The sequence below is a fragment of the Shewanella sp. Actino-trap-3 genome, from assembly GCF_002836275.1.
Lineage (GTDB): Bacteria > Pseudomonadota > Gammaproteobacteria > Enterobacterales > Shewanellaceae > Shewanella > Shewanella psychromarinicola.
Window position 1 is genome coordinate 1,526,344 of the sequence record NZ_PJCE01000001.1, and the last position, 13,756, is coordinate 1,540,099.

Sequence of the window (13,756 nt, forward strand, 5' to 3'; positions counted from 1 at the left end):
GCAAGGTGAAACAGCTATAATCACCGGCTTACATTTTTTAGGGGATTTACCTTTGCAATTTACCGATTTTTCGTTGGACAAGCGCCTGCTTGACAGTTTAAAGCACCTTGGCATTTCTACGCCTACCGATGTTCAAGCGCAAGCACTTCCCATTGCCTTATCAGGTAAAGATTTAATGGCATCGTCTAAAACGGGCTCAGGTAAAACCTTAGCGTTTTTACTGCCAGCAATGCAACGGGTAATCTCTTCAAGAGCATTGTCGAAAAAAGATCCTCGGGTACTCATCTTATTACCGACACGTGAATTAGCCCAGCAAGTTTATGGCCAATTACGCTTATTAGTCGCCAATACTCAATATAAGGCCATTAGCGTACTCGGTGGTGAGAACTTTAATGACCAAGCCAAAGCCTTATCGAGAGATCCTCACTTTATTGTCGCCACGCCTGGACGTATTGCGGACCACTTACAACAGCGTCACTTGTATTTAAATGGCCTAGAATTGTTGGTTCTTGACGAGGCTGACCGTATGCTCGATTTAGGTTTTGCTCCGCAGTTAAAAGCGATTAATGATGCAGCCGATCATAAACGTCGCCAAACCTTGATGTTTTCAGCTACGTTAGATCATGACAGCATTAATGACATTGCCGCAACGCTACTCAAAACACCGAGTCATGTATCGATTGGTGAGTCTTACACAGAACATAAAGACATTGAGCAGCGTATTATTTTGGTGGATCATTTAGACCATAAGCAAGCCTTGCTACAGCACATTTTAACTCAAGAGCAACACAAGCAAGTAATTGTCTTTACGGCAACACGTTCAGATACAGACCGTATAGCCACTTTATTAGCATCACAAGGCTTTACCACCTCTGCGCTCAGTGGTGATTTAAAGCAATCGGCTCGTAACCAGATTATGGATCAATTTGCTCGAGGCCAATCACAGATATTAGTGACCACAGATGTAGCATCACGCGGCCTTGATTTAATCAATGTATCGTTAGTGATTAACTTTGATATGCCAAAGTTTGCTGAAGAATACGTCCATCGTATTGGTCGTACTGGCCGAGCGGGCGCTAAAGGCGATGCGGTCTCATTTGTGGGTCCTAAAGATTGGGACAGCTTTAAAAAAGTACAACTGTTTTTACGTAAAAACTTTGAGCCCACTGTGATTGAAGGCTTAAAGGCTAAGTTTACCGGCCTTAAAGATAAGCCTCAAGCAGGTAAAGCAGCGGTTAGTACCAAAGGTGTTGAAGTCAGTAAAAGAGCCAGCGCCACTAAAAAACCTAAAGCGGCACCCAAGAGTGATAAACGCTTTATTACTGGCGTCGATGTCGGTGATGCGCCAGTACGCCGTAAAGTAAAACCGATTCAAGTTATTGAAGACGACGGCACAACAGAAGACTAAATCGCTCTCAAACTGCGATAACAAATGATGAATGTAGGGTAATCGTTACCCTACACAAATGAACAATAACGACAATGCCAACGGCACTCTCGTATGAATAAACCAGTAAGGATTAACATGAAAATTTGTGGTGTTGAATTAAAAGGCGGCGAAGCCATTATCTGTTTACTGACCTATGAAGGCGAAACGTTTAACGTGCCAGCATGTCGTAAAGTCTCATTCAGTATTTCACAATCGGCAAGCACTGAATCAATTCGTGAATTCAACTTTGCGTTTCAAAAATTAATCGCCGATTATAAAGTCGATGAAATAGCCATTATTGAACGCGAACAAAAAGGTAAATTTGCAGGCAGTGCCACCAGCTTTAAACTGGAAGCAGCCATTCAATTAAGTGATATCCCTGTTACGCTTATTTCTCCTTTGATCGTTAAAGAGCAATTAAAACGTAACCCACCACAAGTTGACTTTGAATCATTAGACCTAAAACGCGTCCAGCTTAATGCATTTGACGTTGCTTATGTTCAGCATAACCGACTCATCTTCGGTAAAGTGTAATCCACTGCTGCCACCGTTCTATATTGGCGTTACCGATACCGACACAGATAGCGGTAACGTCAAAAAAAATCAGTTGACCTATGTCAGACAATAAAGCGCCCAAAGCCCCACCTAAAATGCCCGTCAAATCGGCAAGCCAAGCATTAAAACCCAAAACCGATATAAGCCTGTTGATCACTAGCGCCGACATTAAAAAACAGCAAAATGAGCAAAGTGCGTTACGGTATTTAAACGGTTACCAGCCTGACGTGGTTGATAAAATTCGCCAATTGGTTGATGCAAACGCATTAGGCACCCACTTTTTAACCCGTTACCCGAAAGTACACGACGTTCGCACAGATAAAGCCTTGTACGATATGGCAATAGCATTAAAAAATACGTATATGCGTCAATCAGATCCATTAGCCAAAGTCATTTTTGATGACAAGATTAGCTTAAGCCATCACGCGCTAGGTTTGCATTCATTTGTTAATCGCCGTCAAGGTAATAAAGTCAAAGCTAAAAATGAAATTCGAATTACCTCGCGCTTAAAGCACATTCCGTTTGAGCTATTGCAAATGGTGGTAGTGCACGAATTGGCTCACCTGCGGGAGAAAGAGCACAACAAAGCGTTTTATCAACTGTGCACCTTCATGCTCGCGGATTACCATCAGTTAGAATTTGATATGCGAGTCTGGTTAGTAGCCGAAGAAGTCGGCCAATCGCCTTACGCGAAATAATCAATGAGCTTTTGGCTCAACTTTTTGCTTTTAAAAAGTTGCCCAGATACTGAGGGTTTGCAAAGAGAACACTCAACGCTGAACATAGCAAATTAACCCATAAATTGAGCGCAGGCCATATCTTAAACACATAATGGGGCAAAAAAGAGTTAGACTGAAAGTATGCCACCCACTTTTATGCAATTTTATTCGTCCGAAAAATAGGTTACTCCCCGTCTTTAGACGGGTAGCTTTCAGTTAGTAGTTAGTAGTTAGTTTTATCATGAGCTGAAAAAAAGAGACAGCTAATATATACCAAAGTCCGTGGTATATATTGTGATATCCACATGCTTAAAAACGAGTTTGGGCTGTGGTGTTTATTTTGCAGATCCTTATTGTTCTTGGCGACGAGGATTGAATGAAAATACCAATGGTCTATTACGACAATATTGGCCGAAATCAACGAACCTCAAGAAAGTATCGCGATCAGAAGTCCAAGGTGTAATAGTAGAGTTAATGATCGACCAAGAAAAAACTAAATTATAAAACACCAGCCAAATTAATGGCTGAACATATGGTAGCTATGACTGCTTAGGGGTTATGCACTTCAAAGTTGAATCTGCCAAGTTAAAAATAACCATTTTGGTTAAATTTGTAAAATACTCGCGAAGCAAGATAGGCCCGTGCAGGGTTGAACCATGCAATTTTAATCTGTTGTAGCCGTAGGCTACGGAAATACAAATAATAAAAAAGTGCAGTCCTTAGGCTGCACTCTCTGTTTCTATCACAACAAAACTGGTAATAATTAACTTTAGCGACTTAATCTCTGTTGATTAACCTACGTCACTAATCATAGTGTAAATAATCATAATGCAAATTCGTTGCACACACTAAAGCCATCGGTCTTAAAATCGGTGACTAAATTTATTTATCCCATTTCTGGAACAATAATTTCAGGCTTACTTTTAGCCAAAGCACCCACGACACTAACAGATATCTCTAAGTTTTGAGAAGCCTTGTCAAACACAGGTTGTTCGCTAGGCGTGAAAGTATAAGCACCAGGGCTTACTTCAACCAAAGGGTTAGCACAATCCGACTCTTGCGCATCGCAACTAAATTTGGTCGCACTATGCCAAGGCATACTAAATGATGACTGATTTTCTTTGGGCATCCCAAGATACATCACTTCAAAACTGTTGCTAGCATCGGTAATAGCTAGTTTATCTGCGTCGGTTAAGGTAAAGGAAATAGTATAATTTTCTTCATCGACCGAGCTTATATTGATATCAATACTGTTCGCCTGATCTAAGGTAACGCTTGTTGAAACAGGGTCGACTGGAACAACTGGGTCTACAGAACTTACTGGGTCATCGTCACCAGAACCACAGGCGGATAATAGTAAGGCCATGGAAGCGGTAATTAATAATTTACGCATCAGGAGTTCCTCCTATTTTGGATGGCATGTAGAACATGATTCTTCGGCATGATGCGGAATGGCGCCTATTTCATCATGGGGGGCATGACACGTCTGACATTCCATTTTTGAATTCACATCTGAGCCAATGTAAGCCCCAGGTTCACGTGTTGTGCCTGTATGGCAACTGACACATTCATCATTGTTCTTGGCATACCTTTCAAGTTCAGGATCGATTGTCAACTCGCCATTCAGTGACAGGTTTAAAAACTCGACCGTCTTAAATGCCACTTCGGCCGTCACCTGAGCACAACGCTCCGCCTTGGCGTCATGGTGACCACCAAACTGACTTGCGGCAGACCAGTTGGTGACCGAGGTGTGACATAAAATGGAGTGAGCAGTCGATTGACTAATCTTGTCTGCTGTCAACAATGCACCGGCATCATCCCTGCGAGTTGGGGCACCTATTTTAGTAAGGAAATTATCATCGCCACGTGGCATGGGGGTCTTTTCATAGTAACGATTCATCGCATCGATAACCGCAGTCTGTTCGACATCGAGAATATTAACGATCATTGCAGCCGCGTTGACACAACCACAGATAGAGCCCCAACCCTTGACCCCACCACCGCCATAGACGGTAATATTGGTTGGAATAGCGGCAAAGTTACAGGCATCATCATGCCCCTGAATAGCAAGCTCTTTGACGATGGCATCGAACACGCCGTACATACAACCACCTCGTCCATAGGCGGCATAGGCACGCTTGGCGACGGCAAAAGGATCGAGCTCAACATATGTCAGTAAGTTGGCTCCCAGATCTGCACCACCATCGCTGCCGACACCAATGGCACCATCGATCGGACATCCATCAGCAGCGAACACAGATTGGGACATTACAGCCGCCCCAGCGGCCATACCTGCAAAACCAACGATTTTCCCCATCGCTTCACGTCTATTTACGTTCATCATTATTCTCCATTGTAATTTTGTAATTCTGCAATTTTGCAATTTTGCAATTCTAGAAAATACATTTTCGAATATTTAAATTTAATGTTTTCAATGACATACAAAATGCGTAACAAAAGAGTAAACTTAATGCTAAATGAAAAATGTGAGCAGTAGGACATTTCAAACAAATGGTGAATATTTTAACAACTAACAACAACGGACTAATTTGTTAGTAGATTAGGTGGGAATTTAAGTTAATTTAACATCGAGTATGTTGCTAATTAGAGGCACTATTTAGTTTTGAAGATGAAACTAGTCTGCACGTAAGTAAATTAACGAGTTTACAGTACTACCTCAATATTAGTTTAGGCGCGACAAATGTTAACAAGACAACTAATACCAATCCTATTAACTATGTGATCTTTCAGCGGGAATTCAAAGTAATGTAGGCAAGACAGATGATTGAAGCGAATAGTTATTCTATTTCAAAAGCACCTAGCGAAGCATGCAGTATTTTGAAACCCACCAGAATGGAGACTCGCAGGTGTTCCACTTCTGTGTTGCATCGATTTAAAAGCGAACAACCATTTCTACATCAATGCCCTTGAATTGAAAAATCTGAGAGGCTCTGAACTGCTCAGATATTTAATGAGATTGGTGTAAGCCTATATACCTTAACCTTTAGTTTTTATATTAGGCTCTGTAAAAATAGACCTAAGGATGCTGAATTTTGAATATTTATCTATTTGTCTAGCTGATTTAGCTAAGATTTTACGTTGACATTAATAATAATGATGATGGTATTACATTATATATCTGTTATAAATTGTTGATTAAATATATAGAAGTTATACCCATCACATAGGCTATATTCACGTTTAGTGTGTTAGTACAGCCAGTACGATTGGTGTTATGAATACATTAAAAAATTCACAGGTTGGCTTTGAAGATTTTTTGCATGATTATGTAATCCAAGGCGTTAGAATCCACTAGTAGCATACCCATAAAAAAATGCAGCCAACTGGCTGCATTTACTATTGCTATCACAACTACACTCTATGTAATAAGCCTCAGCTTATTAACCCAAATCCATCATCATGCTGCGGCTTCGTACCAAAGCTTGAAAGGCGTGTAATTGCTTTTTAGGTAAGACTTTAGCTTCTGCAATATTGGCTTTCATTGCGTCGATAGGATGACCATTCACAATATACTCATAATGTAAGTGTGGACCCGTTGACGCACCCGTATTACCTGATAATGCAATCACCTGCCCTCGTTTTACACGTTGGCCTCGTTTAACTAAAAATTTCGACAGATGCAGGTAACGAGTGCGTACTTTATTGTTATGTTCAATCACAATATAGTTACCCGCGAAAGCATGCTTCTTAACCAGCGTCACTACACCATCACCCGGTGCCACCACTTGAGTACCAATAGGGGTAGCAAAGTCGGTGCCATTATGTGGACGAATCCGACCCGTAATGGGGTGTTTGCGGTTGGGGTTGAACCGAGAACTTAACCGCACCGTTCTATTTAATGGGATACGTTGGAAAGCAGGCGTTAAACTTTGACCTTTAATGTCGTAATAGTTGCCATCAGCATTTTGAAACGCGGTAATGTCCCGACGCCCGGTATTAATACGAATGCCTTCAATCGATGTGATACCTGTTGGTTCACCTTCAACAAATTGATCGTTGACTAAAACCGAAAATGTATCACCTGCACGTAACTCACGTGAAAAGTTTAATTTTGACTTTAACAGTGATTCGACTTTCTGAATCTCGGCAGCACTTAGGCCTGCATTTTTAGCCGATACATAAAAAGAGCCGTTAATTTCACCGCCCACAATGCGGTTTTGCCATATGCCATCGATATTAATGTCATTTACAGCGTAAGTTCCGTCTTTAAAACGAGTAAAAACCACTTGATGAGCAGGGTTAAAATACAGCTCTAATTTATCAAGTTCACCATCGGCATTATCCCAAAATTGGATGCGGTTACCCGGTAACAGGGTATCTAAAGCTAAAACTTCTAAATCAGCCTCAAGTACTTTATACATGGTTCGTTGGTCAATACCGGCTAATTCAAACAAACGACTTAAGGTATCACCACTTTCAATCACCCGATTTAAAATAGGTGTTGCAGGCTTAACGATGGTCAAAGCTGTATCTTGCTGAGCTATGTGTGGCAATAATGAATCAATATCAATGGCCACAGGAATACGTTGTGATGAAAACTCTTGTTGTGTTGGCCATAAAAGCGCAGCGCCTACAACAAATACACTTACTAACAAGACTTTCTTGTGCAGGTTTGTCACGTTTGGTAAGTTCAATTGACTTGCGGCTAGCCGCTGGAAGTCCATAACTTTACTTATTAGCAATATCTAATCCACCCTAAAAGACGACTCTTTATATTTATATTTATTTTTCTTTTACTGCACATTGTTATTGCGACACAGAGGGTAACGTTAGTTAACGCTATGTCATTATCTCATTTTTATAATGAAAATAACTCTACACTTGATACTACGCCATCCGGTAAAAGCGGTTTAACATACCGACTTTTGCACTCAAATTACATTCCAACACTCTTTTATATCAAAAAACAATCATATTACAAATATAAAATATTATTTATTTAATCTTTAATTTGAACTCGATTGCAGTAATCACGGGAGTTTGAGGCAGATCACCCTGCATTAATCGCAAATTCATTCTGTAATTTGCTAATACCGAGACCGTTCATTTTATTCACTTTTATCTGTACATCGATCCGCTCTTTCATGGCTTCAATATGGCTAATGACACCTATCATTTTGCCCGATGCATTTAAATTATCTAATGCATCTAATGCAGTATCTAATGTCTGGCTGTCTAAGGTACCAAAGCCCTCATCTAAAAAGAGTGAGTCAATGCTCGTTTTATGACTTACCAGATCAGATAACGCCAACGCAAGGGCTAAGCTAACTAAAAAGCTCTCACCACCAGACAGTGTACGGGTATCGCGCACTGTGTCACCTTGCCAGGTATCGAGCACTTGTAATTCTAATGCATCTGACTCTTTGCGTTCGAGTAAGTAACGGCCTTGTAAGCGTTCAAGCTGTCGATTCGCTAATGCGACTAAATGATCTAATGTAAGCCCTTGGGCAAATTTACGGAACTTATCGCCTTTTTGTGAGCCTATTAGTGCATGCAAATAAGCGAGGTCGTCGTAAACTTGCTGCTGTTGTGCCTGCTCTTTTAGCAATTGCTGCTGCCCTTCGCGCTTACTTGCATCTAGCTCTAGCTCATGCGTTAACCGCCAAAGCGTCTGCGTTAATTGTTGATGCTCAGAATCGAGGGCTTGATGCTGTTGGAGCATGACGGCTTGTTGGGTTAAATCATAGTTATGTTGTTGACCAAGCAGAGCAAGCTCCGCTTGCAACGCAATGGCTTGCTCAACTAAGGTATTTGCCTTAACAATGTCATTGTCTAACTGTTGTTTAAGCTGTTGCAACCTGTGACGCTCATCTGCACTGAGTAATGCTTGCTCGAAAGCTTGTTGGTCGGGAAATGGGCTCGCTTGTAGAGCACTATTCCATTGGCTTTGTAATTGCTGCCATTCTTGATTAACTTGTGTTGCCTGAACTTGCATGGATTGCTGCTGTGCACTTAAGCTGGCAAGGTGCTTATCTGCTATTTGTAATTGCTGCTGTACTAACTCAAATTGTTGTTGTGCTTGATCTAACACCGTTTGACTGCGTTGTTTTTCATTCTCAATGACTTTATCAGCAAAGACCTCGTTACGTTGAGCTAACACAGTACTGAGCTGCGTCTGTACCTTATCAACTTGTTCACTGATCGCGGTTAAATTGGCGGTCTGCTCGTCCGCTTGCTGATGATTGGCCATGAGCTTTTCAGCAGTGATACTCAATTGCTGCTGATTGTCGACAGCCTGCTGCTGCGCTAGAGTCCAACGCTCGAGTTGTTGTTGTAACTCGTTGAGCCATATAACGGCGTTCACTATTGTTGGCGGCGTTAACCCTGTAGCAGTAATTTGTGTTTCAAGCGCATTGATTAATGCAGTTTGCTGCGCAGTGACGGCCTCAATGTGCTGTTGATGGCTGAGTAAACCTTGGTGCAAGTTATCAAGCTGTTGTTGTAATAACCCTTGCTGATTGATCTGCTTAACGAGCGCTTGCTGTGCTTGAATCACATACTGTTGGTGTTGATGTAACGTTTTTTGACATTGGCTAAGCTCAGTAATGGTGACAGCCAATTGCTGTTGTTTGGTTTCGGTTTGGGCAATGTAATCGGTTAATGCTTGTTCTTGCTGCAAATCCAACTCAAGAGAGATTGATAATGTCTCAGTTTGCTGCCGCCACTGCTGCGCAATGGTCTGGATATCTGTGTGAGTTTGACTTAGCTGTTGTTGTAAATTGTCATCGTTAACTTGTAACGCCGTTTGCTGATGGTTAAGTTGCTCACCTTGCTGTTTAATCACATCAAGTTCAGCTTGTAACTGTTGCGCCCTTTGCTCGGTAACCGACACATTCAGCGCTTCATAGCGCTCAACTAGCGGATGATCGGTCGAGCCGCACAAGGCGCAAGGCTCACCCGCTTTTAGTTTGGCGCGCTCGATGGTTAAATTGGCAATTTGTTGCTCTTGCTGTAGCAACATTTGAACATCTTTAACTTGCTGATTTTTATCACTCCACTGAGTTCTCACCACAGTAAGAGACTGTAGCAGTGCCTGCAACTCAGTCTTAAATTGCGCCGATTGACGGGTTAACTGCTGACATTGCTGTTGCTGGCGTGCAAACTGGCTAAACAACTGGGTTAATTGATAACGCCCAGATTGCTGCTGAACAACTTGCTGATAATCATCATTAATTTTCGTTTCGTCTTGTCCAGCCAACAGCGTAATTAATGCTTTTTGGCTGTCATCTTGCTGCGCTGTCGCCTGAGTTAGCTCCGCTTGAGCCTGTTGTATTTGCGGCGCGAGCGCAGTGAGTGTGTCTTGAGTTTGTTTTATGCCGCCTTGTTGCTGAGTACATTGGTTATGAATTTGGCTACGTTGGTCACTCAGTTGCACAACTTGTGTGTATTGGGTTTGCCAAGCGGCAAACTTTTTAGCCACTTCTTGACCTTGAGGCAAACTATCAAGTTGATGATCAATTTGCTGCTTCGCCGCTGTCAGCGCCTGTTGCTGGGTCAATAACAGTTGTTGTTGCTCGCGGCCCTTTTGTTGCTGTTCATATGTTTGTTGATGGGTTAATTTGACCTGAGATAGCTGATAACTGTGCTGATTAATTTGTTGATCCAGCGGCAGTACTTGCTCATCGATCAACGACAGCAGTGTTTTATGCGCCTGATTAACTTGCGTAACCTGTTGCTGGCCTTGTGTGTGCTGGTGTTTATGGGTTTGCAGTGCAGTTTCAGCTTGCTCGGTTTGTTGGCTTAATTGACGGATCTGTGCGGTTAACTCTTGGACTTTTTTGTGCGCTTTTTGCTGTTGCTCAAATAATGGCAAAATGTGTTGTGCCGGCTCGCTGTGCTGCAATTGCATTAATGCTTCACTATGTTGCTGCTGGCACGTTAGCGCGTCTTGCTGTTCGCCCTGAACCTTAACCAATGCCTGCTGTGCTTGCTCAGAATTAGTGGCCCAAGTGATAAATTGGCTTAACTGAGTCAGTTGTAATTTTTGCTGCACCAACGTTTGTTTAAATTGTTCAATTTGTTGATTTTGTTGATCGACTTGTTGTTCATCAAACAACTCAACACTGCCCAGTTTGGCCTCGAGTAATTTCACATTAGTCTTGGCTTCACTAAAGTGCTGATGAACCCGCTCAGAAATAAGCCCGTAAATTTCAGTACCGGTGAGCTCTTCAAGTAATTCAGCTCGGTCATTGGCATCGGCATTCAAAAAAGCGGCAAACTGCCCTTGAGATAACATCATCGATTTAGTGAAGCGAGCAAAGTCGAGCCCGGTGATCTGTTCAATGAGTTCCGTTTTGCGCTTTATTTGACTGGCAAGAATTTTACCGTCACTCAGTTGTGCCAGTTCCACTTGAGCATCTTGCAAGTTACCGTCGGCTTTGTCGCGCGAGCGACGTTGGCTCCAAAAGGCGCGGTAAGCAATGCCTTTCACTTCAAATTCGACTTCGGCTAAACACTCTGCGGTGCCGCGAGTCATTAACTCGTTAGTGGTTTTAGAGATATTATTTAACCGCGGCGTTCGGTGGTAGAGCGCTAAGCAAATGGCATCGAGTATGGTGGTTTTACCTGACCCCGTTGGGCCTGTGATGGCAAATAGTCCGTTTTCAGCAAAAGGCGATTGGGTAAAGTCGATTTTCCACTCGTTTTTAAGCGAGTTAATATTTTTAAAACGAAGGCTTAAAATTTTCATGACTGTTCACCGTCTGTAGCACTTTTTGTTGCAACCTCTGTTTTACCATGATGGGTCATCGTTTCTTGCAGAACATGGCTCGCGGCGGTTTCTTGGGTGTTTCGCTCTGACTCCACCTCGGCAACTATTTGGCTAAAGCGCTGCTTAATTCGGCCTAATTGTGCCTGTTGGGGATCGCTGTCAAATTGCTCTTGGGCTAAACGGCGCGCAAACACTTCCTCGACACTCAACTCGGATAAGGTTTCATTATCAAGCTTTTTAATGTGTTGCTGTCGTTGACTACGGGCACGCTTTAACTGCAATACCTCAACCGCCTTGTCTTGAGTCATGTCAGCAATACGAGACTGTAGATCAGACAAATAGTCTTGCTGCGATACTTCAATGCTTAACCAAGTGGTTTTTGTCGCGGCTGTTTGAGAAGAAAATGCATTTATCTGCTGCTCAATGCTATCTAAATCACCTTTTAGCACCTGCATGGGCTGAAAAATAGGCACCATTAATGGCGTGACGAGGGATAATTGAGCATCAGTAAATTCAACCAAAAACACCGATTTATTACTGGTGTTATTGGTCGATAGTTCATCAAAACTTAATGCTATCGGTGAGCCGCTGTAACGAATATGCGCAGATTTCGCCACCACTTGTGGGCGATGAATATGGCCTAATGCAATGTAGTCTGCCGCGGGGAAAAGCGCCGCATTAAAGGCATCTAAACTGCCAATATAGATATCACGTACTGATTCTGAAGTGCTGGCTCCTACCGTGGTTAAATGACCTGTCGCCACAATGGGTACCGGCGTGGTAAATGTGCTATTGAGCTGCTTAGCTTGCTCAAAACAACGCTGATATAACGCACTAATGGCATCACCCAGTTTGCGTTGCTTATCCATTGAAGACTCACCAGATTCACTTAACACTACATCACGTGGGCGTAAAAAAGGTAACCCACATAAAATAGCCCCAATTTCACCTTGGCGGGTTTTAAGTGCAAATACATGCTCTTCAAAATGTTCTAATGCACCAGGGATCACGATAGTATTAAGGCAAGCCAGTAGATGTTTAGATTCATTCAAGGTCGAAACAGAATCGTGATTACCGCCCAGTAAAATCAGCTGGCAACCCGTTTGTTGAATTTGAACAATAAATTGATTGTACAGTGCTCTGGCATAACTTGGCGGAGTGCCAGTATCGAAAATATCGCCAGCAACAATAATGGCATCAACTTGATGGAGGCTTATTTGCTCAAGTAACCATGTCATAAAGGCTTGGTGCTCAGCTGCGCGGCTTTTGCCATAAAAATATTGGCCAAGATGCCAATCTGATGTGTGAATGATGCGCATAACATCCCTTTAAATATAAACAAACATGAACGTCAAATAATGATGGCGTGAATAAGCCCAAATTATCGATACTATGATCACATGTATTGCGATCACATATATTCGATCACATATATTCGATCACATATATTGCGACCACAATAATTTTCCGCTCATACCTAATGACATAACCACCACCAAAGGTTTAATAATTTTAACCCCTTTAGTGACCACTAAACGTGAGCCTAACGTTGCGCCAACCGCTTGGCCAACGAGCATAATTAATCCCAGCACGACCGCCACTTGCCCCCCGATAAGAAAGAAAATTAGCGAGGCGATGTTAGTCGCAAAGTTTAATAATTTAGCATGAGCAGTCGCTTTGGCTAAACCAAACCCGGCCAATGAGACAAACGCTAACGCAAAGAAACTCCCAGTACCGGGACCGAAAAAACCATCATAAAACCCAACGACTAATGCCGCAGTGAAGGCAAAAACACTCGGAGTAAGAATTTGCTGGCGATCTTGCTCGCTAATTTTTTTAGAGAATAAAAAATAACAGCCAATCGCTAAAATCAAAAATGGTAACACCACTTCCAGTAGTTTTGCATCGATCATTTGTACTAATATTGTGCCGATAGAGGCACCGATAAATGCGCATAACAATGACAGTTTTATGCTAGGCAAATCAACCATTCCTTTGCGCACAAAATATAAACTCGCAAAAAAGCTACCACCACATGCTTGCAGTTTATTGGTACCCAATGCGGCCGCAGGCGGCAATCCCGCCCACATTAATGCCGGTATAGTCAGTAACCCTCCGCCACCGGCAATCGCGTCAATAAAACCCGCAACCAAAGCAACAAAAAATAAAATAACCGCGAGCTGGAGCGTGAGTTCAAACATTACGTTTCTCGTTATTAGCAACAAGGGTGAAGTCGGTAAGACATAAGACGAGGCGTTATTAGACAATCTTTATCGTCAAAATACAAAGCGTTCCGAGATATTTATTCGATTTTACTTAACT

Annotated in this window: 9 protein-coding genes and 1 pseudogene; 4 read left to right on the forward strand and 6 right to left on the reverse strand. The window is 42.3% G+C overall.

Going from position 1 to position 13,756, the window contains the following annotated elements; all coding sequences use genetic code 11:
• Positions 1–52: 52 nt before the first annotated feature.
• The 4 genes and pseudogenes from CXF80_RS06585 to CXF80_RS20745 form a co-directional block, all read left to right on the forward strand.
• Positions 53–1,408 carry a DEAD/DEAH box helicase gene (locus CXF80_RS06585; RefSeq protein WP_101032123.1) on the forward strand — a complete coding sequence of 452 codons (1,356 nt, stop codon included), beginning with the start codon at positions 53–55 and terminating at the stop codon, positions 1,406–1,408.
• 117 nt (positions 1,409–1,525) lie between these two features.
• Complete coding sequence (locus tag CXF80_RS06590) at positions 1,526–1,963, forward strand: DUF3010 family protein (RefSeq protein ID WP_101032124.1); 438 nt, start codon at positions 1,526–1,528, stop codon at positions 1,961–1,963.
• 116 nt (positions 1,964–2,079) lie between these two features.
• Positions 2,080–2,682, forward strand: a complete 603-nt coding sequence (locus tag CXF80_RS06595) for a YgjP-like metallopeptidase domain-containing protein (protein ID WP_101034695.1) — start codon at positions 2,080–2,082, stop codon at positions 2,680–2,682.
• Between the two features lie 339 nt (positions 2,683–3,021).
• Positions 3,022–3,256, forward strand: a pseudogene (locus tag CXF80_RS20745) (transposase); the annotation flags it as partial.
• 333 nt (positions 3,257–3,589) lie between these two features.
• On the opposite strand, the gene CXF80_RS06605 reads toward CXF80_RS20745, so the two are convergent.
• The 6 genes from CXF80_RS06605 to CXF80_RS06630 form a co-directional block, all read right to left on the reverse strand.
• Positions 3,590–4,096: a hypothetical protein gene (locus CXF80_RS06605; RefSeq protein ID WP_101032125.1), complete on the reverse strand. Its 507-nt coding sequence runs from the start codon at positions 4,094–4,096 to the stop codon at positions 3,590–3,592.
• Between the two features lie 12 nt (positions 4,097–4,108).
• Complete coding sequence (locus CXF80_RS06610; RefSeq protein WP_232772056.1) at positions 4,109–5,047, reverse strand: C-GCAxxG-C-C family (seleno)protein; 939 nt, start codon at positions 5,045–5,047, stop codon at positions 4,109–4,111.
• Between the two features lie 1,057 nt (positions 5,048–6,104).
• Positions 6,105–7,388, reverse strand: a complete 1,284-nt coding sequence (locus tag CXF80_RS06615) for a peptidoglycan DD-metalloendopeptidase family protein (RefSeq protein WP_198554810.1) — start codon at positions 7,386–7,388, stop codon at positions 6,105–6,107.
• Positions 7,389–7,714: 326 nt separating this feature from the next.
• Complete coding sequence (locus CXF80_RS06620) at positions 7,715–11,413, reverse strand: AAA family ATPase (protein ID WP_101032127.1); 3,699 nt, start codon at positions 11,411–11,413, stop codon at positions 7,715–7,717.
• Positions 11,410–12,753: an exonuclease subunit SbcD gene (sbcD, locus tag CXF80_RS06625; RefSeq protein WP_101032128.1), complete on the reverse strand. Its 1,344-nt coding sequence runs from the start codon at positions 12,751–12,753 to the stop codon at positions 11,410–11,412. Before sbcD ends, CXF80_RS06620 begins: the two co-directional genes overlap by 4 nt.
• A 120-nt stretch (positions 12,754–12,873) precedes the next feature.
• A complete protein-coding gene (locus tag CXF80_RS06630; RefSeq protein ID WP_101032129.1) occupies positions 12,874–13,635 on the reverse strand; it encodes a TSUP family transporter in 762 nt (253 codons plus the stop codon).
• Between the last annotated feature and the right edge of the window lie 121 nt (positions 13,636–13,756).

Excerpts from the sequence above, each read along its gene's own strand:
- CXF80_RS06590 (WP_101032124.1), top strand. The coding sequence starts at position 1,526 with ATGAAAATTTGTGGTGTTGAATTAAAAGGCGGCGAAGCCATTATCTGT.
- CXF80_RS06595 (WP_101034695.1), top strand. The coding sequence starts at position 2,080 with ATGCCCGTCAAATCGGCAAGCCAAGCATTAAAACCCAAAACCGATATA.
- CXF80_RS06605 (WP_101032125.1), bottom strand. The coding sequence starts at position 4,096 with ATGCGTAAATTATTAATTACCGCTTCCATGGCCTTACTATTATCCGCC.
- CXF80_RS06610 (WP_232772056.1), bottom strand. The coding sequence starts at position 5,047 with ATGATGAACGTAAATAGACGTGAAGCGATGGGGAAAATCGTTGGTTTT.
- CXF80_RS06615 (WP_198554810.1), bottom strand. The coding sequence starts at position 7,388 with ATGGACTTCCAGCGGCTAGCCGCAAGTCAATTGAACTTACCAAACGTG.
- CXF80_RS06620 (WP_101032127.1), bottom strand. The coding sequence starts at position 11,413 with ATGAAAATTTTAAGCCTTCGTTTTAAAAATATTAACTCGCTTAAAAAC.
- sbcD (WP_101032128.1), bottom strand. The coding sequence starts at position 12,753 with ATGCGCATCATTCACACATCAGATTGGCATCTTGGCCAATATTTTTAT.
- CXF80_RS06630 (WP_101032129.1), bottom strand. The coding sequence starts at position 13,635 with ATGTTTGAACTCACGCTCCAGCTCGCGGTTATTTTATTTTTTGTTGCT.